This window comes from Pontiella agarivorans (genome assembly GCF_034531395.1).
Taxonomy (GTDB): domain Bacteria; phylum Verrucomicrobiota; class Kiritimatiellia; order Kiritimatiellales; family Pontiellaceae; genus Pontiella; species Pontiella agarivorans.
This window is the reverse complement of record NZ_JARVCO010000002.1, coordinates 611,935-638,296: the sequence shown is the minus strand read 5'-3', so window position 1 is coordinate 638,296 and position 26,362 is coordinate 611,935. Positions and strand designations below refer to the sequence as shown.

General features: G+C 53.9%; 27 protein-coding genes. 7 read left to right on the top strand and 20 right to left on the bottom strand.

Features of this window, described 5'->3' with window-relative positions; translation table 11 throughout:
* Positions 1-144 precede the first annotated feature (144 nt).
* The 6 genes from recQ to P9H32_RS02645 form a co-directional block, all read right to left on the bottom strand.
* Positions 145-2,295: a DNA helicase RecQ gene (gene recQ, locus P9H32_RS02670; protein WP_322607317.1), complete on the bottom strand. Its 2,151-nt coding sequence runs from the start codon at positions 2,293-2,295 to the stop codon at positions 145-147.
* A gap of 115 nt (positions 2,296-2,410) precedes the next feature.
* Positions 2,411-2,629, bottom strand: a complete 219-nt coding sequence (locus P9H32_RS02665; RefSeq protein ID WP_322607316.1) for a hypothetical protein — start codon at positions 2,627-2,629, stop codon at positions 2,411-2,413.
* Complete coding sequence (locus P9H32_RS02660; protein ID WP_322607315.1) at positions 2,629-3,288, bottom strand: lysophospholipid acyltransferase family protein; 660 nt, start codon at positions 3,286-3,288, stop codon at positions 2,629-2,631. Before P9H32_RS02660 ends, P9H32_RS02665 begins: the two co-directional genes overlap by 1 nt.
* 4 nt (positions 3,289-3,292) lie before the next feature.
* The gene (gene cmk / locus P9H32_RS02655) at positions 3,293-3,952 is read right to left on the bottom strand and encodes a (d)CMP kinase (RefSeq protein WP_322607314.1); all 660 of its coding nucleotides are present in this window, start codon (positions 3,950-3,952) and stop codon (positions 3,293-3,295) included.
* 94 nt (positions 3,953-4,046) lie between these two features.
* A complete protein-coding gene (gene aroA, locus P9H32_RS02650; RefSeq protein ID WP_322607313.1) occupies positions 4,047-5,417 on the bottom strand; it encodes a 3-phosphoshikimate 1-carboxyvinyltransferase in 1,371 nt (456 codons plus the stop codon).
* Between the two features lie 3 nt (positions 5,418-5,420).
* Positions 5,421-6,302, bottom strand: a complete 882-nt coding sequence (locus P9H32_RS02645) for a prephenate dehydrogenase (RefSeq protein ID WP_322607312.1) — start codon at positions 6,300-6,302, stop codon at positions 5,421-5,423.
* A gap of 183 nt (positions 6,303-6,485) precedes the next feature.
* Here P9H32_RS02645 and P9H32_RS02640 point away from each other — a divergent pair, with 183 nt between their 5' ends.
* Positions 6,486-7,112, top strand: a complete 627-nt coding sequence (locus P9H32_RS02640) for a superoxide dismutase (RefSeq protein WP_322607311.1) — start codon at positions 6,486-6,488, stop codon at positions 7,110-7,112.
* A gap of 63 nt (positions 7,113-7,175) precedes the next feature.
* On the opposite strand, the gene P9H32_RS02635 is transcribed toward P9H32_RS02640, so the two are convergent.
* Positions 7,176-8,558: a sulfatase gene (locus tag P9H32_RS02635; protein ID WP_322607310.1), complete on the bottom strand. Its 1,383-nt coding sequence runs from the start codon at positions 8,556-8,558 to the stop codon at positions 7,176-7,178.
* The gene (locus P9H32_RS02630) at positions 8,558-10,081 is read right to left on the bottom strand and encodes a sulfatase family protein (RefSeq protein ID WP_322607309.1); all 1,524 of its coding nucleotides are present in this window, start codon (positions 10,079-10,081) and stop codon (positions 8,558-8,560) included. The genes P9H32_RS02635 and P9H32_RS02630 overlap by 1 nt, the downstream gene beginning before the upstream one ends.
* A 228-nt stretch (positions 10,082-10,309) precedes the next feature.
* Here P9H32_RS02630 and P9H32_RS02625 point away from each other — a divergent pair, with 228 nt between their 5' ends.
* Both P9H32_RS02625 and P9H32_RS02620 read left to right on the top strand, forming a co-directional pair.
* Positions 10,310-11,041 (top strand): TlyA family RNA methyltransferase, encoded by a 732-nt coding sequence (locus tag P9H32_RS02625; RefSeq protein WP_322607308.1) that lies wholly within the window; start codon positions 10,310-10,312, stop codon positions 11,039-11,041.
* A 21-nt stretch (positions 11,042-11,062) separates the two neighbouring features.
* Positions 11,063-12,487, top strand: coding sequence for an MFS transporter (locus P9H32_RS02620; protein WP_322607307.1), 1,425 nt, complete (start codon positions 11,063-11,065; stop codon positions 12,485-12,487).
* A 9-nt stretch (positions 12,488-12,496) separates the two neighbouring features.
* On the opposite strand, the gene P9H32_RS02615 is transcribed toward P9H32_RS02620, so the two are convergent.
* Positions 12,497-12,892: a hypothetical protein gene (locus P9H32_RS02615; RefSeq protein ID WP_322607306.1), complete on the bottom strand. Its 396-nt coding sequence runs from the start codon at positions 12,890-12,892 to the stop codon at positions 12,497-12,499.
* A gap of 127 nt (positions 12,893-13,019) precedes the next feature.
* On the opposite strand from P9H32_RS02615, the gene P9H32_RS02610 reads away from it, so the two are divergent.
* The 3 genes from P9H32_RS02610 (at position 13,020) to P9H32_RS02600 (ending at position 16,154) form a co-directional block, all read left to right on the top strand.
* On the top strand, positions 13,020-14,531 hold the full coding sequence (locus P9H32_RS02610; RefSeq protein ID WP_322607305.1) for a glycine--tRNA ligase: 1,512 nt from the start codon (positions 13,020-13,022) through the stop codon (positions 14,529-14,531).
* Between the two features lie 198 nt (positions 14,532-14,729).
* Positions 14,730-15,527 carry a transglutaminase family protein gene (locus P9H32_RS02605; RefSeq protein WP_322607304.1) on the top strand — a complete coding sequence of 266 codons (798 nt, stop codon included), beginning with the start codon at positions 14,730-14,732 and terminating at the stop codon, positions 15,525-15,527.
* A 21-nt stretch (positions 15,528-15,548) separates the two neighbouring features.
* The gene (locus P9H32_RS02600; RefSeq protein WP_322607303.1) at positions 15,549-16,154 is read left to right on the top strand and encodes a flavin reductase family protein; all 606 of its coding nucleotides are present in this window, start codon (positions 15,549-15,551) and stop codon (positions 16,152-16,154) included.
* 56 nt (positions 16,155-16,210) lie between these two features.
* Here P9H32_RS02600 and P9H32_RS02595 read toward each other — a convergent pair whose 3' ends face one another.
* From P9H32_RS02595 to P9H32_RS02570, 6 genes are read right to left on the bottom strand one after another with little or no spacing between them, the layout of a single operon-like run.
* Positions 16,211-17,113 (bottom strand): hypothetical protein, encoded by a 903-nt coding sequence (locus P9H32_RS02595; protein ID WP_322607302.1) that lies wholly within the window; start codon positions 17,111-17,113, stop codon positions 16,211-16,213.
* A 56-nt stretch (positions 17,114-17,169) separates the two neighbouring features.
* Positions 17,170-17,766, bottom strand: a complete 597-nt coding sequence (locus tag P9H32_RS02590; protein ID WP_322607301.1) for an ABC-type transport auxiliary lipoprotein family protein — start codon at positions 17,764-17,766, stop codon at positions 17,170-17,172.
* A 10-nt stretch (positions 17,767-17,776) separates the two neighbouring features.
* The gene (locus tag P9H32_RS02585; protein ID WP_322607300.1) at positions 17,777-18,646 is read right to left on the bottom strand and encodes an MlaD family protein; all 870 of its coding nucleotides are present in this window, start codon (positions 18,644-18,646) and stop codon (positions 17,777-17,779) included.
* Between the two features lie 12 nt (positions 18,647-18,658).
* Complete coding sequence (locus P9H32_RS02580) at positions 18,659-19,417, bottom strand: ABC transporter ATP-binding protein (RefSeq protein WP_322607299.1); 759 nt, start codon at positions 19,415-19,417, stop codon at positions 18,659-18,661.
* Positions 19,417-20,553 (bottom strand): ABC transporter permease, encoded by a 1,137-nt coding sequence (locus P9H32_RS02575; protein ID WP_322607298.1) that lies wholly within the window; start codon positions 20,551-20,553, stop codon positions 19,417-19,419. The genes P9H32_RS02580 and P9H32_RS02575 overlap by 1 nt, the downstream gene beginning before the upstream one ends.
* Positions 20,554-20,556: 3 nt before the next feature.
* Positions 20,557-21,357 (bottom strand): hypothetical protein, encoded by an 801-nt coding sequence (locus tag P9H32_RS02570; RefSeq protein ID WP_322607297.1) that lies wholly within the window; start codon positions 21,355-21,357, stop codon positions 20,557-20,559.
* Between the two features lie 68 nt (positions 21,358-21,425).
* On the opposite strand from P9H32_RS02570, the gene P9H32_RS02565 reads away from it, so the two are divergent.
* Positions 21,426-21,653: a hypothetical protein gene (locus tag P9H32_RS02565; protein WP_322607296.1), complete on the top strand. Its 228-nt coding sequence runs from the start codon at positions 21,426-21,428 to the stop codon at positions 21,651-21,653.
* Here P9H32_RS02565 and P9H32_RS02560 read toward each other — a convergent pair.
* From P9H32_RS02560 to sufD, 5 genes are all read right to left on the bottom strand, one after another.
* Positions 21,650-23,044, bottom strand: a complete 1,395-nt coding sequence (locus P9H32_RS02560; RefSeq protein ID WP_322607295.1) for a P-loop NTPase — start codon at positions 23,042-23,044, stop codon at positions 21,650-21,652. The two genes, P9H32_RS02565 and P9H32_RS02560, sit on opposite strands and share 4 nt — an antisense overlap.
* A 21-nt stretch (positions 23,045-23,065) precedes the next feature.
* Complete coding sequence (locus P9H32_RS02555; RefSeq protein ID WP_322607294.1) at positions 23,066-23,416, bottom strand: iron-sulfur cluster assembly protein; 351 nt, start codon at positions 23,414-23,416, stop codon at positions 23,066-23,068.
* A 6-nt stretch (positions 23,417-23,422) separates the two neighbouring features.
* Positions 23,423-23,872, bottom strand: a complete 450-nt coding sequence (gene sufU / locus P9H32_RS02550) for a Fe-S cluster assembly sulfur transfer protein SufU (protein WP_322607293.1) — start codon at positions 23,870-23,872, stop codon at positions 23,423-23,425.
* A gap of 66 nt (positions 23,873-23,938) precedes the next feature.
* Entirely contained in the window at positions 23,939-25,171 is a 1,233-nt protein-coding gene (locus tag P9H32_RS02545) for an aminotransferase class V-fold PLP-dependent enzyme (protein WP_322607292.1), read from the bottom strand.
* Complete coding sequence (gene sufD, locus P9H32_RS02540; RefSeq protein ID WP_322607291.1) at positions 25,168-26,358, bottom strand: Fe-S cluster assembly protein SufD; 1,191 nt, start codon at positions 26,356-26,358, stop codon at positions 25,168-25,170. The genes P9H32_RS02545 and sufD overlap by 4 nt, the downstream gene beginning before the upstream one ends.
* Positions 26,359-26,362 lie beyond the last annotated feature (4 nt).

The window sequence follows — 26,362 nt, the reverse complement described above, 5'->3', positions numbered from 1 at the left end:
CCGCAATTAAATCTAACCAACTTACCGCTCCTTTTTCACAAACCGGATACTATACGAACAGACTACAGAGATTTATGTCCGCAAGAAAGACTAAGACGTGAAAAAGTCTTGTAGAATATTCCCCCTCAGGGAATAACGGCAGGCCTATGATTGCTGCATAAACGCCCGCACCACCCGCAGGTCGGCATAGGTGACTTTATTGCCGGACGCTTCAATAATCGACCGCATGGACGCTCCGCCCATTCGGCCGAACAACCCCTCGCAGAGCTGACGGGTTTCGGCCGGAATCAGCTCGTCGATCTCCAGCGTCTCCCCATCGGCCAGCAGCGTTTCGATGTGCTGGGCCACCGTTGATTCCGTCAGACCGCGCACCGCGGCAATACCCTCCAGCGAATGCCCCGCCTTCGCCATCTTCAGCGTTTCGCGCACCGTCCGGCCGGCCTTCTTTTTCTTCTTTTTGGTTTTTACCGGCACCTGCAGCACGGCGCGTTGCTCCGCCTCTTCGGGAAAACGGATTTTAAACATCTCGATAATCGTCATAAAGGTGTCGCCATATTTCTCCAGCTTGGCTGCACCGACGCCGGAAATACCCGCCATCTGCTCCGGCGTATCAGGGAAATAGAGCGCCATTTCGCGCAGCGTACGGTCGGAGAAAATCACAAACGGCGGCACGCCTTCCTCCTTCGCCAGCCGCTGGCGTTCCGCCCGCAGCTGATCAAACAGCCTTCTGGAATAATCGCCCGCCACCTGCGTTTTTTCCGAGGCCTGGAACGCCTTCTGGCGAATCACTTCAAAGGTCTTTTTACCCATCAGAACAAGTTTGCCCTTGGGCGTCAGCGCCAACGCGGAATACCGCTCCGCATCCTGCACCAGACATTCCTGCGCGAGCAGATCGTCAATTACCCGTCGCCAGTATTTCTTGGTTTCGTCTTTGCCCACGCCGTAGGTTTTCAGCTGATCGTGGCCCAGCTCGCGAATCCGCGCAGTGTTTGCTCCAACCACAATATCGGCAATATGCGCGGCGCCGAACCGCTCGCCGGAACGATAAACCGCCGACATCACCTTCTGCGCCGGCACGGTTGCATCCATCCGCTCCACATCGCCCACGCAGATATCGCATGTTTCGCAGTTTTCCTTTGCGTAGTCTTCACCGAAATAACCCAGAATCGTTTTGCGGCGGCAGACGTTCGCCTCGGCAAACCGGACCATCTGGAAAAGCTGATGCTCCGCAATTTCCCGCTCCTTCGGATCCTCGGTCTGCTCAATAAAATAGCGCAGCTTCACAATGTCTGCGCGACTGAAATAGAGGACGCAGCGCGACGGCTCGCCGTCGCGGCCGGCACGGCCGGTTTCCTGATAGTAGCCCTCCATGTTTTTCGGGAGATCGCCGTGCAGCACAAAACGCACATTCGACTTATCAATCCCCATGCCGAAGGCAATCGTGGCCACCACCACCTCGACCTCATCGCGGTTGAACTTATCCTGATTATCCTTCCGCTGTTTCGGCGTCAGCCCGGCGTGATACGCCAGCGCCTTGATCCCCTGCCCCTGCAGAAATTCCGCCGTGGATTCCACGCTCTTGCGCGACGTACGGTAGATGATCCCCGATTCGCCGGGATGCTTCCGCAGAAATTCCAGCAGCTGGATTTCAAGATTATCCTTCGGCACCACCTGATAAAACAGATTCGGCCGATCAAACGACGCGCGCGTCAGATGCGGATCACGCAGGCCCAGTTTTTTGATAATATCGTCTGAAACCTGATGCGTCGCCGTTGCCGTGAACGCCGCAATTCCAGCCTTTGGAAAATGCTTCACGATATTCGACAGCGCGAGATAGTCCGGCCGGAAATCGTGGCCCCACTCCGAAATACAGTGCGCTTCGTCGATCGCAAAAAACGTAACCTCCGCCTGCTTTAGGGTGGCGATAAAGTCCGGCATCGCAAAACGCTCGGGCGAAACATAGAGCAGATCGAGCTGATAGTTTTCCAGGGATTGGAAAACGCGCGCGCGCTCTTTCATGCCCAGCGAGCTGTTCAGAAATTCCGCATCCAGCCCGTTGGCCTTGGCGGCATCCACCTGATCTTTCATCAGCGAAATCAGCGGACTGATCACCACGCACAGGCCGTCGAGCATATGCGCCGGCAACTGGTAGCAGAGCGACTTGCCGCCGCCCGTCGGCATCACCGCAAACACATCCTTCTTCTTCAGAATGTGCTCAACAATCTCCTGCTGATTCGGCCGGAACTGCTGAAAACCGAATACCCGGTGCAGTGCTTCATGCATGGTTTCGCTCATTCCTATACCGCCTTCTCGTTCGGGCTCCCCGGAATCGCCCGACACTTCGTCCCTCCTGAAAAACAGTTGGTCAAATCAATCCCCTTCATAACCGCGCTCCTTTTCGGGAGTCGGCTCAATCCTCATCAGAATGGTCGTAAAATTCCGACCCCGGCTTCAGCAGTTCAGCCTCTTTGATCAGACGGCAGAACTCTTTTTTAGAGAGATCATGCAACGTGCCTTCGCCGGTCACCGGATCAGCCATCACTTTATATTTCACCGAGAGCCGTTCCCGCTCGACGAGACGGATATATTCATCGCCCTTTTTCCAGATCTGTCCCTGAACCAGTTTCATTAATAGCCTTTCCCGTCGCGGATATCCGCGATGCGCTGCATAATCAGTTTGGCATAATCATCATACGCCGCGCGCCCCGTGCCCAGCGCCTTGAAATCGTCCTGTGTAATCGGCTTGCCGTAGGTGACCGTCACTTTGCACGGTTTGATAAATCTGGTGCCTTTGGGATGCGCTTTATAGGTGCCGTCAATATACGCCGGCACCACAACACAGCCCGACTTTTCAATAATAAATCCGATTCCGCCCTTGGCCTCCTGCAGCTCGCCGTCCTCCGTCCGCGTGCCCTCCGGAAACATCGAAACCGCCTTCCCCTCCTTCAGCGCTTTAATGGTCAGCTTCAGCGCCTTGATATCGCCCGTGCCGCGCGAAACCGGAATACAGCCGACGTGGTCCATCCACCACGAACCGAATTTGGAATTCCACAGCGTATTACGCGCCATAAAATGCACCGGACGGCCGCGGTAACCCACGCCCACCACCGGAGGATCCAGAAAACTCGCATGATTCGATGCCAGCAGCACACCGCCGCGAGCCGGAATATTTTCCGCGCCGCGGATACGCAGACGATGCCAGATCAGCAGAAACAATTTAAAAATACGGGTCGAAAACTGATAAACCCGCATATCAGCCATCACTTCATGTTTTTCAGAATCAATCATGTTGTTACTCCTTCACCGCATCAACCACCGTCTGGATCACGTCGTCCAGCGTCATCGATGTGCTGTCAATCACCTGAGCACCCGGAGCCACCGTCAGCGGATCCGTCTTGCGGGTCGAATCGATCTTATCGCGTTTTTTAAGGCTCTCCATCACCTCTTCGGCCTTTTCATTTTCACCGGCCGCCACCAGTTCGCGATAGCGCCGCATCGCGCGCTCTTCCGGATCGGCATCCAGATAAAATTTATACGGCGAATCCGGAAAAACCTTTGTTCCGATATCGCGGCCTTCCATCACCAGCGAACCGAAATGTTCCAGTGCCCGGAGACTGTCCACCACAAAAGTGCGAACCTCCGGAATAACCGCCACAAAGGACACATTTTCCCGCACATCCTTTTTACGCAGCTCCTGCACCGGCACATTACCGTCCACCGAAAACGTCGCGGCACCGTCCTGCACGAAAAAGTCCCAGTCCGTATTTTCCATACACGCGATGACCGCAGCAGCATCGTGAACATCCACTCCCTTGCGGAGTGCCTGCCAGGTGATCCCGCGATACAGCGCGCCTGAATCCACATAAATAAAGCCCAGCGCGGCCGCCACACCCTTCGAAACCGATGACTTACCGGACGCCGACGGCCCGTCTATTGCAATTGTTTTGTTCATCCTCTCTCCTAAAATTTTTACCACCCGCTTCGCTGGAGAACACCGAGTTCACAGAGTAATTTTCTCTGTGGCCTCCGTAACCTCTGTGGTGCAATTAATTTGTTTTACCGCCGAGCTGTTCGAGGTGCTGCCAGAATTCCGGATACGAGGTATCCACGCAGTCCACCTGATCAATCGTGATCGGGCCCGTCGCAAAACTGTTCAGAATCGCCGCCGACATTGCAATGCGGTGATCTCCGTGACTGTCAATCACCGCGTCCGGCGTGACCAGCCTATTCGGCCCCGTCACCACCATGCCGTCCTCTTTCTCTTCCACCTGCACGCCGAACAGCTTGAGGTTTTTCACCATCTCCGCAATCCGGTCCGACTCCTTCACCCGCAGCTCCGCCGCGTCGCGCACCTCCGTCTGTCCCTCGGCCAAAGCGCCGGCCACACAGATAATCGGAATCTCATCAATCAGATTCGGAATCTCATCACCTTCAATCACGGTACCCTGCAGCTGAGCGCCGCGCACCCGGATATTGCCGATCGGATCGCCCTTCGCTTCGGTCACCGTCACCTCAATATCCGCGCCCATGCGCTTCATCACATCCAGCAGCGCCGTGCGCCGCGGATTCAGTCCCACGTTTTCAATCACCAGTTCCGCGCCGGGGCGCGCCGCCACCGCAACAATCCAGAATGCGGCTGACGAAAAATCGCCCGGCACCGTAAAATCGCGCGCCTGGAAATGCACGCCGTCTTTACCCGTTCCCTGCACTGAAATTTCAAGGCCGTTGATCTCGATCGGAATATCCAGCGCCTGGAACAGTTTTTCGGTGTGGTCCCGCGTCGGGCGCGGTTCCACCACCGTCGTTTTTCCCTCGGCAAAAAGACCGGCCAGCAGCACACACGATTTCACCTGTGCCGATGCCATCGGCAGCAGATAGCCGATGCCCTTCAGGTTGCCGCCCATAATCATCATCGGCAGCGTTCCCTTTTTACCGGTCAGTCCGATGCTCGCGCCCATCTGTTCCAGAGGATGCCGGATCCGGCCCATCGGCCGCGACGACAGCGAATCATCGCCGATCATCGAAGCCTCCACGCCGGCCCCCGCCACAATCCCGGCCAGCAGGCGCGTGCCCGTTCCGGAATTGCCCATATTCAGCGGCTCCGCCGGCTGCTGCAGCTTGCCGGCCACGCCGGTAATGTAGAGCGCATCGTCTTTGAATTCCGCTTTGGCCCCCATCTGCTCCATCGCCGAGAGGGTGCTTTTCGCATCCTCGCCCATCAGATAGCCGGTCACCTTCGACGTGCCGTCCGCCAGCGACGCCAGCATGGCCACGCGCTGAGAAATACTCTTATCCCCGGGAACGCTCACGCTCCCCTCCAGCTTCGCCGGATAGACCCTTTTTGATTTTCGATTTTTGGTTTTTGATTGGTCGGTCTTCGACGCCTCTTTGTTCAAGTTTCCAGTTTCAGGTTTCAAGTCTCACCTCTTAAGAAATCTATTTAATTTTAAAATCTCGTCGCGGTCGTCGCGCGCGTCTTCCAGCCATTTCCGAATATCATCGCCATGGCCGCTGCGCAGGATCTGAATCAGCCCCTGCAGCTCATCATGAAAGCGTTCAATCTCCTCCACCAGCGCATCGCGATTGGTATCGATAATGTCCACCCACATGTCGGCCGAACCCGAGGCCACGCGGGTCGTATCCTTGAATCCCGTCCCGCAGTAGTCCGCTTTTTCCGATGGATCACCGTCCGCCACCGAACGCGCCAGCGCCGCAGCAATCATATGCGGCAGATGGCTCGTCGAAGCCAGCATGGCATCGTGCTCGCAGGGCGACATTTCCACCACTTCCGACCCCGCCGTTTTCCAAAGATTGGAAACCCGCTCATTCGCTTCCGCCGGCGTGGATTCCACGGGACAGACAATGCAGAGACGGCCGTCGTACAGATCCGGGTTTCCCGCCTCGATCCCGGTTTTTTCCGAACCGGCAATCGGGTGCGACCCCACAAAATGTGCTTCCGAAGATTGGAAAAGCGGGCACATCAGTTTCAGCAGCTCCGACTTCGTGCTGCCCACATCCGTCACCACCGCGCCGGGCTTCAGTGCCGGTACAATCTGCTCCGCCAGCTTGGCAATCGTCCAGATCGGCACACAGATCACCACCAGATCCGCCTCGCGCACCGCATCGGCCGGATCCGCAAACACCGCATCCGCCACGCCGTTTTCCAAAGCCTGGAGACGGGTTTCCTCCCGCCGCGCATAGCCCGTGATGCGACCCGTAAAGCCGCGTTTTTTCAGCCCGAGCGCAAGCGAAGCCCCCATCAGACCGAATCCCAGTATCGCTATATTTGTATTGCTGTCCATATCACCTTAATTGCCGGAAAAGAGAGCATTCTCCAAGGTTTGGAAATTTATTCAACCCTAAAGCCCCGGCCGCATGACCGAATAAAATAATATATGACCATTTTTGTACTGTTTAAATTTGACTCCCGCTCCATTCAATCCATTATAGAACCCGTTCAAAACAAAACTTAACGGAGGTTTATTATGGCTTATGAATTACCTGCACTCCCCTACGGATACGATGCGCTCGAACCCTACATCGATGCGCGAACGATGGAAATTCATCACACCAAACACCACCAGGCCTACATCACCAAAGTGAATGCCGCCCTCGAAGGAACCGGGCTCGAAGATACGCCGCTGTGCGAACTCTGCGCCAATCTGGACAAGGTTCCGGAAGACAAACGCGGGGCGGTCCGCAATAACGGCGGCGGCCATGCCAACCACTCCTTCTTCTGGGAAATTATGATCGGTGAAAAACAGGAACCCACCGGCGAACTGCTGGCCGCAATCAAGGATTCCTTCGGCGGTATCGACGGCTTTCAGGACGCCTTCAGCAACGCCGCGGCCACGCGCTTCGGTTCCGGCTGGGCCTGGCTCTGCAAACACGACGACGGAACCCTCAGCGTCTGCTCCACCCCGAATCAGGACAACCCGCTGATGAAAGAGGTTGCCTGCGACGGAACACCGATCCTCGGTCTCGATGTCTGGGAACACGCGTATTATCTGAACTATCAGAACCGTCGTCCCGATTACATTAATGCCTTCTTCAATGTGATCAACTGGGACCTCGTCGGACAGTATTACGCCAAAGGGCCTAGCTGCGGATAACGTCTGATTGAACAGACCAAACAAACGGCGCTTTGAAAAATCAAAGCGCCGTTTTTTTACCCGTTATGGATTTTCCGCAGGATGATATTCCGGATTCGGCTGATCGGGAACCGGTGCTCCGATCGCTTCACGCCACTCAACGAGAGCGCGGTGCAGCTTTTCAGTGGTTCGAACGTGCAGATGCTGAAAATTCATCCGTTCGGCCGGATCGGCGGCCAGGTCGTACAGTTCGATGCGGCCGTCTTCAAAATATTCATGCAGCTTCCAGCGGCCCATCCGGACCGCCGACCCGGGGCGTGTGAGAAAAAACTCATCGTGGGCATCGTCCGCTTTTGCAGCGAGACTTTCCTGATAGACCGGGAAGTGCCAGAAAATCGGACGTTCCGGAATCGTACCGCGTTTTTTCAGCAGAGGAATTAAGCTGACGCCATCGAGCACCTTTCCCTTTGGTGCTTTCAGGCCGGCGGCTTCCAGAAATGTCGGATAGAAATCCACCCCGATCACCGGAGTCTCACACAACCCCGCTTTTGCCGAATGTCCCGGCCAACTGATCACCAGCGGAACGCGAATCCCGCCATCGAAATACGAGCCTTTTCCCGAACGGAACGGGGTCTGATCAGAAACCGCTTTTACGCCGCCGTTGTCGGAAGTGAAAACAATCATTGTATTATTTTTCAGTCCCAGATCGCGAACCGCATCGAGAATGCGGCCGACCCCCAGATCGACCATTTCGATCATGGAGGCATAGGTCGGATCCACCGTGGCGGGATCATATTTTTCAACCAGTTCCGGCACCGGCTCAAGCCCGGCATGTACCGAATAAAACTGCAGACTCATGAAAAACGGCGTTTCCCGATTAATCTGCATAAATTTAACCGCCTGGTCGGTCAGCACATCAACACTGTGCGTACCCGCCCGGTACTGATTGTTATACTCCGCCATCAGCCCCTGCCGGAACGGAACGAAATATCCGCCCTTTGGCACACCGGCGGCGTATCCGCCAATATTGACATCAAACCCCTGTTCGGTCGGGTCTTCCCCGATCTGCCATTTGCCAAGATGGATCGTTTTATAACCGCCCGCCTTCAGCACCTTGGTAATCGTTACATTTTCCAGAGGCAGGAATTTTTCACTCTTCACCGGAATGAGTTTGCGCTCACTTGCTTTTCCGATACCCGCCACGTCCGTCCCGTAAATCCCGTGCCGGGGCGTATATTGACCGCTCATGACACAGGCGCGGCTCGACGCACCGCTCGCAGCCGCCGCATAAGCCTCGCTGAAAACCATGCCTTCTTTGCAGATACGCCGAATATTGGGCGTGATATAGCGGTCACTGTTATAATCCACATCCATCACGCCGAGATCGTCAGCGTTGATGAAAATAATATTGGGCCTGGCCGAAACCAGGCCGCTTAACATGCATAGTAGCAGTACTGCATTTTTCATTATCTAATCCCGGGAACGGTCATCAATTCTACCAGCTGTTTTTCCATGGCGTCGGCTTTTTCGGGATGTTCAGTAATAATATTATGCTGCTCTCCGGGATCAACCGCCAGATTATACAGTTGCGCCGGCTGACCGGGTTTCTTCCGTTTCCTGCTGACCGACTCCTGAATATATTTCCAGGGGCCGACACGCAAAGCACGGCCCGAACGGCCCGCTTCTTCGATCATAAACGGAAGACCTTCTTTATCCTGACCAAGAAATGCGGCCAGTGTATTCCGGCTGTCGCCCGCTTCATCAGCCGGAATTTCAAGATTAAGCAGAGCGGCAAACGAAGCCATAAAATCGATCTGATTCACCAAAGCATCGGATACGCCGGGGTTGATGCGTGCCGGCCAGCGAATAATAAACGGCACGCGTGTTCCGCCTTCATAGATCTGATATTTCCCGCCGCGGTAAATCCCGGATCCATCATGCCCGCGATCCGACTCCGCTTCCGATGTTCTCACCGTGGTCCCGTCATCATAGCCATCATCATAAACCGGTCCGTTATCCGATGAAAAAATAACTATGGTATTCTCAGTCAATCCCAGCTCATCCAGCGTTTTCATAATTTCGCCGGTCGACCAGTCAAACTGCACCATCGCATCTCCGCGATAGCCCAGAGCGGTTTTTCCCTGGAAACGGGGATGCGGCGCACGTGGAACATGAACATCCTGAGAGGCGAAATAGAGGAAAAACGGTTTGTCTTTATGCGCTGTAATAAAAGCTTTTGCCTGCTTCACAAATTCATCCGCCATGGTCTCATCATTCCACAGCGCTTTCTTTCCGCCCGACATGTAGCCAATGCGGCCGATCCCGCCAATCACACTGTTGTCGTGCCCGTGTGTGCTCTGATAATAGGTCATCGCATCTCGGTTCGTTTTCCCGTCCGGATACTGCGTACTGCCTTTTTTCTGAACATCCTCAATTTTTCTTGCCACATAAATCGGGTCATCCGGGTCGTAATTCACGACCCGATGTCCATCCAGATAAACACACGGCACCCGATCGTTCGTCGATGGAAGCAAAAAAGATTTATTGAACCCGATCTCCAGCGGCCCCGGTTTCACATCCCCGTTCCAGTTGGTTTCCACGTCTTCGGCCCCGATACCCAGATGCCATTTTCCCACCACACCCGTTGTGTAACCGGCCTGCTGAAAAAGTTTGGGCAGCGTCAGTATTTCAGTGGAAATACTCAGCGGCGCATTCGGCGGCAAAATCGACACCCCTTCACGGAAAGCATGAATACCGGTCAGCATCGAAAAACGCGAAGGCGAGCATGTTGCCGCCGCGCAATGTCCATCCGTAAACCGAAGCCCATCCGCCGCAAGCCGATCGATATTCGGCGTCGGAATCATTTCCGAACCATACGCCCCCACATCACCCAACCCCACATCATCACCATAAATGATAACCACGTTGGGCCGTTCTGCGGCATGGATGGATAATGCCGTCAGCATCAATACGATCATACTTTTCATCATCTCTCAGCTCCTGTTCAAATTCCTAAAAGGCAAAACGTACACGGTAGCGGATTTATGGACAAAGAAAAGATTCTCCTGTTTCCCGGAAAAACACCTCAATCTCCGAGCAGCCGTGTGTTGAAGTGATCTGATCCTGCCCATCAGATGCCGGTAATCGCAACCGGCCTCCGGTAATTCGAAGCGGTATTGAGTTGAATCCATTGCGGAAGTAGATTGTAAATACGCGCTATGCCGAAAATTCGATTAGATCAGCTTCTTGTACAGCGCGAACTTGCCGACAGCCGTGAACAGGCCCAGCGGCTGATCCGCGCCGGTCTGGTAAAAGTGGGCGAACAGGTGGCGGCCAAACCGGGCCATCAATATAAAGACGACGCTGCCGTCACGCTCAAGGAGAGGGAAAAATATGTCAGCCGCGGCGGGCTTAAAATTGAAGGGGCGTACAAACAGTTCGGCTTCAATCTGACCGATGCGATCTGTCTGGATATCGGTTCCTCCACGGGCGGGTTTACCGATTTTATGCTTCAGCACGGAGCAACAAAGGTCTACGCCATCGATTGCGGAACCAATCAGCTGCACTACAAACTGCGGCAGGATGACCGCGTGATTGTGATGGAAAACACCAATGCACGCTACATCACCACCGCAGAAGTTCCCGAACCGGCCGATTTCTGTTCGATCGACACCTCGTTCATTTCGCTAACCAACATTCTCCCTCCGCTGAAACAGCTGATCCGGCCCGGCGGCCATATTGTTTCGCTGATCAAACCTCAGTTTGAAGCCGGCAAGGATCAGGTCGGAAAAGGCGGTGTGGTACGCGATCCCGCCATTCACGAAGAAGTTATTGAAAAAATTCGCACCTTCGGCACCGAAGAGCTGGGTTTCCAATGGCTGGACCTCTGCACTTCTCCCATAAAAGGTCCGGCCGGAAATGTGGAATTTCTGGCGTACTGGCAGGTTTAATCCTTTTCCGGTGGAAAAATCATGATGGCTCAGCATCCTCCGAATCTGGACACCTCTCTGCGTAACAGCACGATTGCCGGCGCGATCGGTATGTTTTTCTTCATGACCATACAGAACGGACCGATTCCGCTGATGCTCGAAAAACTCGGCGCCGGCGGCATTGCCATCGGCCTGACCACCACCCTGTTTCAGCTCGGTATGATTGTACAGGTTCCGGCCACCTTCTACACCGAACGCCTCACCCACAGAAAAACATTCTTTTCGATCACGCACGGACTGGCCCGTTCATTTCTGGCGATTCCCGGCATTTATATGCTTACGGCCAAGGAATCGCTCTCCCCGGCCATCCTCTTAACACTGGCCGCCATCGGTTTATTCGGCCTGGTTGCCCAGTCCAGTTCGCCGATCTGGTTCAGCTGGATGGCCGACCTCGTGCCGACCGACCGGAGCTCTTCGTTCTGGGCCCAGCGTCAGGGGTGGGTTATGGTCACTTCCCTGACCACCGTAGCCATCACCGGCTGGTTCCTCGACCTTTTCCCGGAACAGAGCCTGGATGGATTTGCCTGGATTCTGATTCTGGCCTCCGTGTTCGGCATTATGGATATTGTAATCCACTGGTTTGTCTATGAACCGGAACCCCAGCCCGTTAACCGCTCACTTTCGGCCGTTAAACGCATCTTCCATCCGTTGGAAAATCCGGATTTCCGCTATTTCACCCTGGCCATGTGCGTCTGGTTTTTCGGGCTCGGTTTTTTTGCGCCGTTTATGAATGTTTATCTCAAAACGGAATTCGCCCTCACCTACACCCACCTCTCCTCGATTCAGATGGCGGGCATGCTCAGCGGCGTGATCGCAAGTTTCGTCGGCGGACACCTGATCAGCCGCATGGGACTGCGCACCTATGGCCTGGCCATGGTGCTGACCGTTCCGCTGTTTTCCATTGCATGGTTTATTCTGAACGGTCAGAGCAGCGGCCTGCTGCCCATTCTTGGAAAAGTTCCCCAGCCCGTGGTGGTTTTATGCTGCAGCTCCATCATTGCCGGCGGCGTATATGCCGCCGTCGGACTGCTGCAGTTTAATCTGCTCGGCGTTCTTTCTCCGGCAAAAGGCCGTACCATGGCAATGGCTGTGCACTGGTCACTGATCGGCGCAGTTTCCGCCCTCGGACCGGTGGCCGGCGGCTGGGTCAAAGACTGGTTTACCGCCCACCCGCCGAACCTTACGCTCGTAACGGGCACCACCGTCAGCTGGTTTCAGATTATCATTCTGATTCATGATGCCATCGTCTGGCTGGTGATGTTTCCCTTACTGCTTAAAATCAGCCGAAAAGAAGGCGAATGGCCCATTCAGAAAGGCGTTGCCCACATCTTTTTTCTGGCCCCGCTGCGCGCTGTCCGCAACCTGTACACCTTCAATCCGCTGCTCGTGAAACCGAAAAAGAGATAAACCCGGCCCTTAACCCACCGGTTCGTCGGAATCCAGCAGATCCTCTTTTTCCGGCTCGCTCACCGGAAGCTCCGGCTGAACATCCTCAACCGGCTTTATTTCAACCGGCTCCGCGGCTTCAAGCGTCACCGAAAGCTCTTCAGGATTGATTCCGGAAACGGCTTCAAGCGCCGGGTTCCCTCCGCTCTCTCCGGAACGGCTGACCGAATCCGGTCGGGTATCCGGATGCTCGCCGACAAAACGGCGAAAAGAATCGTACAGCCACGGCACCGTTTTTTTCACCGTCGATGCAGGCAGACGGTAACCGCCCGCCAGCATCACCAGCTGAAAAATCCCCAGTAAAGATACGCCTATTAGCGCCATCGTGGCGACGGGAACACGCCGCCTGAGTTCAACATCCTTCATAACCAATTGGATTTATTAGAGTTTTCCCTGTTTGTACACGTTTTTCTTACCGTTCTTCTGCTTGACCGGCTAGGGGCGCTTCGGCATTCTCGCCCGTCTTATGAAAGCAAACGACTATGAAGTAACTATGGACGCACTTGTGAGTCTCTGCAAGCGGCGTGGGTTTATTTTCCAGACATCGGAAATTTACGGGGGAATCAACGGCTTCTGGGACTACGGTCCGCTCGGCGTTGAAATGAAGCGCAACATTAAAGCCTGCTGGTGGAAATCCATGACCCAGCTGCGCGAAGACATCGTCGGCCTCGACTCCTCGATCATCATGCATCCCAAAGTCTGGGAAGCCTCCGGCCACGTCGGTAACTTCAAGGATCCGATGCTCGATTGCCGCGAAACCAAAGGCCGCTACCGCGCCGACCAGATTTTTGTGCTCAAACACAACTCCGATGAGTCGGCGCTGATGTTTGCCTACCACGAAAATGCACCGGCTCCGGCGGAAAAGAAGATTAAGAAAATCGCCAAAGGCGAAGTTTCCGACTATTCCGAAGTCGCCCTGCTTGACATCCCGCTCGAAGCCTACGACAAGCTCGTCGGTCCCGACACCAACGAACCGGGCACGCTCACCGAACCGCGCGCCTTCAACCTGATGTTTAAAACCTACGTCGGCCCCGTCGAGGAAAGTTCCAACGTCGCCTACCTGCGGCCGGAAACCGCTCAGGGCATTTTCGCCCAGTTCGGCAACGTACTTTCCACGGTCCGGAACAAAGTGCCCTTCGGCATTGCGCAGATCGGCAAAGCGTTCCGGAACGAAATCAACCCGCGCAACTACACCTTCCGTTCGCGCGAGTTTGAACAGATGGAACTTGAATTTTTCATTAAGCCGGGAACGGACGCCGAACAGCACGAATACTGGGTGAACGAACGCCTCAAATGGTACGAAAAAGTCGGCCTTCCGGAAGGCCGTATGCATCGCGACATTCATGAAGGCGACGCCCTGGCCCACTATGCTTCGGCCTGCACCGACATTATGTACGACTTCCCCTTCGGCACCCAGGAGCTCGAAGGCATCGCCGCACGCGGCAACTTCGACCTCACGCAGCACCAGAACACCAGCGGCAAAAAAATGGAATACCGCGACGAAGCCACCGGCGAGACCTATATCCCGCACGTGGTTGAACCGTCGGCCGGCGTTGACCGTATTGCCCTGGCCCTGCTCTGCGAAGCCTACCGCGAAGAGTGGATCAACAAAGAAACCGGTGAAATCAAAACCGCCGAAGTCGGCGTTCGCCGTGCGCCGGAAGGCCACGAAGCGCGCACCGTCCTGCGTTTTGCGCCGTGTATCGCACCGTACAAAGTGGCCGTGCTGCCGCTGGTCAAAAACAAGGAAGAGCTCGTCGGGAAAGCCCGGGAACTCTTCGAGCAGCTTTCCAAACGCTGGAAGGTGTTCTACGACCAGACCGGTGCCATCGGACGCCGCTACCGCCGTCAGGACGAAATCGGAACGCCGCTCTGCGTAACCGTCGACTTTGAAACCATCGAAGACGACAACGCCGTCACCGTCCGCGATCGCGACACCATGAAACAGATCCGCCTGCCGATCGATGAGCTGGAAGCCTATATTTCCAACATCGTCGATTTCTAATCGGCGGCAACGGCAGTGATCAAGGCGGGTGCTGAAAAGCATCCGCCTTTTTTTACGGCCGAACACCGTTTCCCCGCAATCTGCCCGTTATTAAATGCCGGAAAGGATTGATCCGAATGCCCTGATGCGTAACGGTTGCACTTGCGTTTCAAGAAAACCCGTTAAGCTTGCTCTTTCAACCTGAACCCGGAGATTTTCATGTGGCTGCACGCATCCGCTCATCTTGAGTTTCAGATTCCGGTTCCAACCCCCCTCTTGCTGATGCTGCGCCCGCGCAGCGGCGGACAGCAGTGGATCGCCCGCGAAGCGTATGTATTATCGCCCAGCGTCCCCGCCATTGAGTTCACCGACTGGTTCGGCAACCTCTGCCAACGGCTGGTGGCGCCGGCCGGGTATTTTTCCATTCATACTTCAGTTGATGTTGAAACAGCGGAAGCCTGCGATGCGGCCCCCGGGGCTCCGTTTATTGAAGTGCAGCAACTCCCGGACGAGACCCTGCCCTATCTTTATCCCAGTCGCTACTGTGAATCGGATCGATTCAGCGAAATGGCCGCATCGATCACTGCGGGCAGTCTTTGCGGATATGACCAGTGCAGTGCCATTGTCGATTATATCCGTAATACGGTACAATACACCCCCGGCATGGGACAGCAGATCATCAGTGCCACAGAAGTCAACCAGGCCGGCCACGGCGTCTGCCGCGATATGGCCCATCTCGGTATTGCCTGCTGCCGGGCCCTTTCGATTCCCGCCCGTTTTGTGGTCGGCTATCTCGAGGGGCTGCAGCCCATGGATCTGCATGCCTGGTTCGAGGCGTATATCAGCAACCGGTGGTATACGTTTGATGCCACACAATCCAATCTGCAGGGCGGCCGAATCGCCATTGCCTTCGGTCGCGACGCCGCAGACGTGGCGATTTATACGCAGTTTGGCGATCCCATTGATCTGCTCAGCATGGATATCCGTGTCGGCCGGATGACCGGACCGGCCAACTGAAACCGTTAAAAGGAAAGAAACATGGAACTGGATTTTGATCAACCTGAACTGAAAAACCGCGCCTATTACATTCTATCGTCGCTGGTTACACCGCGGCCGATTGCCCTGGTGACGACCATCAATAAAACGGGAGCCGTCAATGCCGCGCCGTTCAGCTTTTTCAACCTGATGGGAGCCCGCCCGCCGATCTGCGTTTTTGCGCCGGGCAATCGCGATGAGGAAACTCCGAAGGATACCGTGCTGAATATTCGCGAAAATAATCAGTTTGTAGTCAACCTGGTGGATGAAGATATTGCCGAGGCCATGAATGCCTGCGCTGCGTCGGTTCCCTATGGCGAAGATGAGCTGAAACTGAGCGGCCTGAATCCGGCCGAAAGTTCTGCGGTACAGCCGCCCCGTATTTCAGAAGCTCCGGCAAGTCTGGAGTGCGAGGCCTATGACACGCTGGAAATCGGAAACAACCGGATGGTCATCGGGCTGATCAAAAGGGTGCATGTCCGAGATGAAATTTATGATGCGGAAGCCCAACGGATCAATGCGGAGCACTTAAAAACCATAGGCCGAATGGCTGCGCCGCACTGGTATTGTAAAACATCCGACCGTTTCGAGATGATTCGCCCTGAATAAGAACGCCGTATAAATTCCGGATCATCCCTTATTCCAGCACGGATGCAGGATCTTCGTCAGGACCATTTTACGGTTTCCAGAACCTGGAAAATTTCATCTGTATTTTTCTCTTCGGTTTCGTCGAAGAGATTTCCAAGATCAGAAACCGACCGGGTAGTCTTCCATTCCTGAAACCGATCCAGCGTTATGCCTTTTTCATTCAGCCACTGCCCGACCGGGTTCGCGGTTATATCAAAATCGGTTTCATGGATAGCACGTTCAACCAGCCCTTCCAGCGGGCCGGCACTGCCGTGCAGAAAATTATCGCGCCCCGGAAACTGAACCGGATATTCGGAATAGAGCTGCCCGCGGAAACTTTCGTGCACAGCATTGCTGGCGTTGGTGGAACCCAGTATTTTTTTCCTGAAATCGGACCAGGAAGTCTCGGAGGAATCAAACTCGACCACATAGTAGGTCATGACCGTATCCGGATGATAAAAGTTGGCTTCCATGGACGGATAAAACCCGTTTATGCAATACGCATCCAGCTCAGCGATATATCCCATAATGAATCCATCCTGGAGTTTGACGGTTTCCCCGGCGGAAAAAATGCTGTTCCAGAAGTTGAAAAGCTGATGTGAATCGATTGCCCTGCGTTTCAGCAATTCCGCTGTCGGCAGAATCCGCCCCACAGAGACTTCTTCATCCCAGCTCCTGTCAAACGCTTCGGCAAACCGTTTTTTTCCGGCATCAGACATCGATATATCTTCCGCCCAGGCGGCAGTACTGTAGAGGATATAATGCTGACGAATCACATCCCGTTCCGCCAGCTGCGGGCCGGTCACCTTTTTCGAGAAAGAAATCTCAAATCCTTTATCCTCAAAAAATGTCCGGGACAGCTCGTCCAGTTTTTCCGGCGTAAGATCGATGCCGAGATGATGCAACGGTTTTGTAAAAAGTACGGCCTGATTCAGCGACATAATTTCCCTTTCAGTTTACGGTTAAGCGTATGCGGGCTGATAGCGTCTTTCAATGTCTATCTGGCGGAGATCACACGGACTATATCGTTTTCACACTGCAGAAGAATCTTCTCAACCGCCTGATTGTAGGCCCGGATATAATCTTCGGCGGCAGGAGAGACGGAAGAAACGCGCTCCATATATTCGTTGTGCAGCAATACCTGCCGGTCGCTTCCGAACAGCGATACCTTCATACGCAGCACGGCTTCAGAGCTTTCCCGGTCGCCGTAAAAATCCATGACTGTGGCCACCAGCCGATACTTCATTTCACTGCGCCCCGAAACAGACACTGCATTGAAACGGCCGCTTGCGGAAAACCAGTCGTAGAACAGATTCCGGAAATTTTCCGCCGGCGACATCAGCAGCTCGGAATAATAGGTTGTTGAAAATTCGACATCGCTCTCCCGCACCGTCAGGCTGCGGACATTGTAGGGCGGCAGGACATGCACCTCTTCAATCAACAGATTTCCAAGGTCTGGAACAGCGGCCCGTTCTCCCGGACGTTCGATCTGCAGCATATAGGTTTTTATATCCTGGTTATCCTGCCAGATTTTCACACACCCGCTCAGGGTGAGCAGTGCAGACAGCACGGCCAACAGCTTCAGCGCTTTCATAATCTTCTCCTTATCGGCTCATCTTCTGTTCAGGCGGCTCGGAAAGCAGCATCCCCGGATAGCGTTTAAGCATGCGGATCAGCTCCCGTGCATCATCCGTAATGTAGCGCAGATTCTGCAGAACCTGATCAATATCCTGATCGGATGAATTAACCATCATTTCCAGTTGATCGGTAGTATGTTTCAGATTCGCCGTAATTTCCGGAAGATCGTGCGAGGCCGTCCGTATATTTTCAGCCACATCTTCCGAGGCTTCCGCCGCATTGGCCATCAGCTCCTGAACATGCACAATGGTTTCATTCAGGTTGCCCGTAATTTCTTCAATATCACTTCCGATCACATCAAGGTTCAACGTATTCAACTGTTCCGCAAACCGCTCAAGCGATCGGCTCAAAACACTGAGGGTCGACGGAATCGACGGCACATACAGCACCTCCGGTTCCCAGTCAATTTCCAGCGGCGGCCGGAGCCTTTCGGGAAACAGATCCGCCTCCACGAAAGAGAGACCGGTAATCCCCTGCGGGACAATATGCAGCCGCAACCCATTTCGGATCTGACGCTCCAGCTCCTTTTCAAATTCCGTATCCTCCAAATCCATATGCCGTTTATCCAGCGCAATCCGGATCAGCACATACATTTTACCGGTCTCATAGACAGACGAAACCAGGGATACCCGGCTCACACTGCCGACTTTCACCCCGCGCAGTTTAAACGGTGTTCCGACATCAATCCCCTGCACCGACTCATCCACATAGGTTTCAATAAAGCGGTCCGGAGCCTGCAGGGCATCGGAACTCAGCAGTACCAGACCGGCCAGGCCAAGCAGCACCGCAACAATCACAAATATTCCAATGGCAAAATAATGAGGTTTTGTACGCATTGTATTCTCCGGTTAAATTGCCCCGCCCTTGCGGTTGAAAAAATTTCTGACCCATTCATCTTCATGATTTTCACGCAGCATTTCAGGCTTCCCCTCGGCGGCAATTTTTTTGGTGCGGGCATCCAGCATAATGGCCCTGTCTGCAATCTTAAAAATACTCGGCAGTTCGTGCGTCACCACAACAAACGTAATATTCAGCGAACGGGACAGCTGAAGAATCAGGTCATCCAATTCGTCCGCCGTCACCGGATCAAGGCCGGCGGAGGGCTCGTCCAGAAAAAGAATTTCAGGATCCAGCGCCATTGCCCGGGCAATAGCCGCCCGTTTTTTCATGCCGCCGCTGATTTCCGACGGCATATGATGCGCAAAGCCCGCCAGCCCGACCAGACTCAGCTTCATACAGGCAATCAATTCCCGGGCCTCTTTGCCAAGGTCTGTAAATTCCTCAAGCGGCAGACAGACGTTTTCCAACAGGGTCATCGATCCGAAAAGCGCCCCGCTCTGGTACATCACACCGAACCGGCGAATCAGCGCCGCGCGTTCTGTACCCTCGGAATGCACCATACTGACATTACCGATGCGGATATCCCCCGCCGCCGGTTTATACAGACCGATCATATGTTTCAGCAGCGTTGATTTTCCACACCCCGATCCGCCGAGAATCACAAAAATCTCTCCACGGCGGACCCCAAACGACAGTTCATCGAGAACCACCTGTTCCCCATAACGCGCCGTCATCTTCTCCACCGTTATGATATGCTTCGTTTCCATCAGATCCCCAGAAAGAAAAAGAGCACCGCAAAAATACCATCGGTCAAAACAATCAGCAGAATAGAGCTGACCACAGCACGCGTCGCCGAATGCCCGACCGCACTGGCGCCCTCGCCCGTTTTAAGCCCGCAAAGACAACCTGCCGAAGCAATCAGAATACCGAACACCAGTGCTTTAACCAAACCGCTGAGATAATCCGCCGGACCGAGTGCATTCAGCAGACGGTTCACATAAGTAATCAACGGATAATCCATCCCCAGCATAACCACCGCTCCACCGGTAATACCGGCAAGGTCGGCAAAAACCGTCAAAAGCGGCGTCATAACCGAAGCCGCTAAAACCCGAGGAATCACCAGAAAACGAACCGGATCCAGCCCCATTGTGGTCAGTGCATCAAGCTCCTCATTCACCTTCATGGTTCCGAGCTCCGCCGCAAAGGCCGAGCCCGTTCTGCCCGCCACAAGAATGGCCGTAATCAGCGGACCCAGCTCTCGGGTCATCAGCAATCCTGCAGAATCCGCAATATAGATCTCCGCGCCGAACTGGCGCATGAGATTCGCCCCCTGAAACGCAATAATCAGACCAATGAGAAAACCGAGAATTCCGACAATCGGAAGGGCCTGCGGTCCGCTCGCCTCCACCACCATAAAAAAATCTTTCAGCCGAACCGACCCCGGACGAAGCAAAGCCCGGAAAAGTGCCACCGTCAGCTCCCCGATAAATGCAATATGCTCCCGGAGCCCCGTCAGTGTTTCACAGAAAGCCCGGCCGATCTGTTCCACCAGATGCCCGAGGTGTTTCGGTTGATCCTGCACCGCCGCAGAAAGGGTTTCCGGAGGATACAGCGCCAGCATGGCTGAAACATTTTCCGACAAGCCTGTAAATTCCACCGTAATCCCACGCTTCAACCCTTCACGTCGAACGGACACCAGCAAAGCCGTTCCCGCTCCGTCGCAATAGGAAATGCCGTGGCCCTCCACCGTAATTTCCCGAAGCGTATCCGTCCGCAGGGCATCGGCGGTCTTCGGCCACAGCATTGAAACAGACGCCGCATCCAGGCGGCCGGAGAGGGTTAGTTTCAGCCGCCCGTTTTCAACGGACGTTTCCAATCCAGCCTGGAGGTCATTGCTCGACATGGCCTAATGGTTGTGTGTGTTGATGTGCTCCTCGCAATAACACGCACCGTCCGAGGAAGAATATCTGAACTCCAGTTCCGGATGGCTTAATTCCGTTTTTCCGCAAGTCGAACAGACATGCATCGGTTCTTCAGCTGTTTTTGTTTGCTGCGCCACAAAGGCTTTTTTCCGCCTTCCGGCCTTAACCCCCAGAAACAGATCTTTTCCGAAAAACAGACCGTAGTTAATGAATGCCGCAATCACGCCCAGCCGCGCACCGATATCCGCCGAAAACAGATTCAGGATATAAAATCCCACCGTAATCCAGGCCAGCCACTTCACCTTTACCGGAAGAATAAAATAAATCCGGAATTCCATATTCGGAAACAGCGTTGCAAACGCCAGAAAAACACAGCCCAGGAAATAGGTATTGGTGATAATAACGCCCGGATTGATGAACGCCATCAGTACCGTCAGCAGATAACCCGACAGAATAAACAGATTGAACCGGAAAGCGCCCCACTGCTGTTCCAGGGAATTTCCGATGAGATAGAAAATATAAAATGCAAAAAACAGCCAGATCGGATTCAGCGTTTTCGGCAGCATCATGAACGAAAGCAGGCGCCACCACTGCCCTCGGTCCATCACTGAACTTCCATGCAGCAGCAGATCCATGAAATCCGCGCGATCGGACATTAATAAAACCACTCCGATCGCCTGAATCGCGATAATGTAAAGCGACAGATGCGGGATGGCCCAGGAGCCAAAGCGTTTTTCCAGTTTTGAAATCAGATCCATCTGATGGAAGGTAATCAAAACTTCCAATGGTTGGAAGTTTTAGTCCTATAGAAATTCAGCCATAAAAGAAGAAGGAACGCATCGAAAGGAATATTATGAGCACCTATGACGAACGGCCAATGACGACAGGCTCCTGGTTTTTAACCCTGCTGATTCTTTCGATCCCGGTCGTAAATGTAATCTGTCTGATCATCTGGGCCTGCGGAGCAGGCAACCGAAGCCGTGTCACCTACTGCCGCGCAACCATACTCTGGGTATTGCTGGCGGGCTTTCTGTATTTTATTTTCTTTGTGCTGCTGGCGGCAGGCTCTGCTGTTTATTAACTTTTGCAGCCGCACGAGCCCGAACCGCAACCGCCGCTTTTTCCGGCAGCGCCGGTTGCCTGATTCATGCTTTTATTGTGGCGCGCGTTTTTTTCGATATCGCGGAAAACAGAATACGGGAAAAAGCCGGTATTATGCCCGTCGGACCAATCAACCATCACGGCATAATTTCCGATGAGTTCCGCCTTTATCGCGTGAATATCCATCGGAATCGTCGCCGGATCAAGCAGCGGTTTTCGCGTCATTTCATCAACACACAACGCACAGTTGCAGGCCCGGCGCAAAGCCGCGTTGGAAACCGTTACGGTTTCGTCCGGCCATTTCAGCGTGATGGTTTTCGCATCGTGAATAATTTCCGGACGATCCACTTTATCCATCAGCTTTTTACCCAGCGTTCGAATAATAATATCCGTGGTTTCATTCGCAATACCGCTGGCCGTCAGATCATCCAGTGAACCGCTGAGATTTCCAGTGATTGGAAGCTCCGCAATGGTTTCCAGCCCGAAGCGTTCTTCCAGTTCTTTACCGCCGGATTTTCCGAAGATGTAGTGGCGTTTATCGCAACCGTCGCAGATGAAATAAGCCATATTCTCCACCACACCCAGCACCGGAACATTCACCTTATCGAACATCATGATGCCCTTGCGCACATCGGTCAGTGAAAGCTGATGCGGCGTGGTCACAATCACCGAAGCATCAATCTGCACCGACTGGGAAATGGTCAACTGAATATCGCCGGTGCCCGGAGGCATATCGATGATCAGATAATCCAGTTCACCCCATTGGACATTGTGCAGCAACTGCTGCATATACTGCGAAACCATCGGCCCGCGAATCACCGCCGGCCCGTCGCCCATCAGAAAGCCGAACGACATCACCTTCAGGCCGTCAGCCTCATTGGGCATAAAATATTTCTCATCAGCCGTAGCGCGTACCCCCTGCTTATGCAGGTTGAACAGCGTCGGTACAGACGGGCCGTAAATATCCGCATCCAGCAGGCCGACCTTCGCCCCGCGCGCCGCCAGTGTTTTGGCCAGCAATGCGGACACCGTTGATTTACCGACGCCGCCTTTGCAGGAACTGACAGCCAGAATATATTTCACATCTTTCAGGCCGCTCTGCTCGGCATTCATCTGGCGGTGACCGCGTTTCTGCGCGGTCATATTAACCTTCACCTGTTCCACGCCCGGAAGATCGCCGACAAGATCAATCGCCTGCTTCTGAAAAACGGGACTCAACGGGCACGCCGGCGTCGTCAGTTCGATGGTGAACGAAACCGTGCCGCCGTCAATCACCATGTCCTGCACAAAACCCAGCGAGACAATGTCGCGCTGGAAATCCGGATCAATAATATTGCTGAGAGCGTCGAGTACCTGCTGTTCTGTGATCATTCTACTTCCTAATTACATTCTTTAAATCAGACCCAATGCGAGCAAAGCCGCAGTCGACATGTTGTCGCGCGTCCACGGCGGATCAAATACCAATTCAATATCCGCATCTTCAACCCCCTCTGCTTCCAGAATCGCCCGCTGAATATTTCCGGGAATCCGCTCGGCTTCCGGGCAGTTGGGTGCTGTCAGTGTGATCCGCGCATACACCTTTCCGTCTTCGTCGATATCCAGGTTGTAAATCAGGCCCAGATCCCAGACATTCACCGGAATCTCCGGGTCGAATACCATACGCAACTGACGAACCACCTGCTTATAAAGGTCGGGATTGTGTTCTTCGAGATTGAAGCGTTCTTTTTTCTTTTTTCCAAACATAGGAACTTACTCCGTGCTGACTTCACCGTTAAGTTTTCTGAGAGCCGCTTCAAACGTATGCCAGGCCAGCGTGGCGCATTTCACGCGGATCGGATAATCCTTCACCCCTTTGAGCACCTCCAGCTTGCCCAGCGGAACATCTTCCGGATGGGCCTCATCTTCGGTCAGCGCATGGTGAAAACTGTTGAACAGCGCATCGGCCTCTTCTTCGGTTTTTCCTTTCAACGCCATCGTCATCATCGAAGCCGACGACATACAGATGGCACAGCCGGCACCGTCAAATGAAATGTCATCCACAATGCCGTCTTTAATTTTGATATAGACATCAATCTGATCGCCGCAGAGCGGGTTGTTCCCGTGTGCAAATCCGTCGGGTTCCCCCATCTTCCGGAAATTGCGGGGATTCTTGTTATGATCAAGAATGACCTGCTGATAAAGCTCTCTTAAATTTTCCATATTGTCCCTGATCGCAGAGACGGATCGCCAAGCCGTCATAGACGCTTTCCGCGAAGTCGTCCTGCCTTATTTAAACATATCGATGGTCTTCTTAATGGCATCCGTCAACACATCAATTTCCTGATAGGTGTTGTACATGGCAAACGACGCCCGGGCCGTTGCCGGAACCCCAAAGCGTTCCATCACCGGCTGCGCGCAATGATGACCGGCACGAACCGCCACCCCTTCCGCATCCAGCATCTGGCCGATATCGTGCGGATGAACGTCGTCTAATACAAACGAAATCAGTCCCGCTTTCTGCTCGGCCTCGCCGATGATCCGCAGACCGTCGATTTCTTTGAGTTTCGAGGTGGCATACATCAGCAGGCCGTGCTCATGCGCCGCAATGGCGCCCAGCCCGATTTTATTGACATAATCAATGGCCGCGCCGAGGCCGACAACGCCGGCGATGTTCGGCGTTCCCGCTTCAAATTTATAAGGAAGTTCATTGTAGGTTGTACCTTCAAAAGTGACCGAGAGAATCATATCCCCGCCCCCCTGATACGGCGGCATGGCATTCAGCAGTCTTTCTTTTCCATACAGAACCCCTACGCCGGTCGGGCCGTAAATCTTGTGCCCGGAAAACACATAAAAATCCGCATCCAGCTCCCGTACATCCACCCGGATATGCGGCACCGCCTGGGCACCGTCCACCAGCACCGGAACATCCCGTTCATGCGCGGCCCGGATCATTTCCTTAACCGGATTTACGGAACCCAGTGCATTGGAAACATGGGTCACCCCCAGCAGCACCGTTTTTTCTGAGAGCAGGTTTCGGAACTGCTCCATATCGAGCTCGCCGCGATCGGTAATCGGAACGACCTTCAAGGATGCTCCAGTCTGCTCACAGACCATCTGCCACGGCACAATATTGGAGTGATGTTCCATATGCGTGATCAGAATTTCATCGCCGGCTTTCAGACGGGGCCGCGCATAACTCTGAGCCACCAGATTAATCGATTCCGTGGTACCCCGGGTGAAAATAATCTCATGCACACAGGCTGCATTCAGAAAACCGCGAACTTTTACGCGCGCATCATCGTACAGATCCGTGGATTCCTGACTCAACCGATGCACACCGCGATGCACATTCGAATAGTTGTTTTCATACAGCCCTTTAACCGCATCAATCACTGCGGTCGGACGCTGCGCGGAAGCCGCATTGTCGAGATACACCAACGGTTTATCCCACACCGTTCTTCCAAGGATCGGAAAATCGTTGCGGATCGAAGCAATATCGTACTGTGCAGAGTTGGTCATACCTGAACTTTCTCGAGCCAGGCATAAACCAGCTCTTCAATATAGACTTTAGCTTTTTTACACTTCACTTCATCAAGCACTTCGTTGGCAAACGCCAACACGAGCATGGCGTGCCCTTTTTTAGGATCGATGCCGCGGGTCTGCAGATAATACAGCGCCTGCTCATCCAGCTCACCCACCGTTGCTCCGTGCGTACACTTGACATCGTCCGCATAAATTTCAAGCTGCGGCAACGTGTTCACTTTGGCCTTTCGACTGAGCAGCAGGTTGCCGTTATTCTGCACCGCATCCGTTTCCTGGGCATCTTCCTGCACCAGAATCCGGCCGCAGAAAACGCCGCGCGATTTGTCATCCAGAATCCCTTTATAAAGCTCATGGCTGTTGCACTTCGGCACGGCATGATCCATGAACATGTGGGTATCAAAAACCTGGCTGTCTTTCAGCAGATAAAGACCGTTGCAGATGGCTTCGCCCTCTTCGCCGGTCAGCTTTCCGCGAATATCATTCCGTCCCAGCGCCGCGCCGAATGTGACGGCGTGATTGCTGAAAACGGATTCCGTACCGAGATGACTTTCCAACGTCTGGAAATGAAAGGATGCTTCGCTTTCGCGCTGCACTTTGTAGTGATCCACCACGGCTCGGTCGGCGACAAACACTTCGGTCACCACATTGGTCCAGTACTGCGTGCCGGAACGGCCGATGTATTCCTCGATCACCGTCACTTCCGCACCTTCACCCGCTGAAACAAAATTGCGCAAATGAAACGCCGCCCCGTCCACATCGGCCAGATGGATCACATGAATGGCTCCATCCAATTTCGACCCCTCAGTGACTTCTATGAAATATCCATCTGAAAAACCGGCCGTATTCGATAAAACAAAAGCATTCTTTGCATTCGCCAGAGTGCCGATACGCGGATCGACCAGATCGAGAATCGAGCCTATGCAGACGCCTTTCGGCAGCACATCAAAATTCGATTTTTCGCGGGAGAGCTTTCCGTTTTCGAAAACGACCGTGATTTTATCCAGAGCCTGGAACTCGAGATCCGACGATTTCCAATCATTGGAAAATTCCGTATTCGCAACGCGCGAAACATCGGTGAATCGCCAGAGCTCTTCTTTGGTCGTCGGAAAACCGACTTCTTTAAAATCCGCTTCAGCTTTTTGTCTAAGTTTTGCGAGGTCCATAATT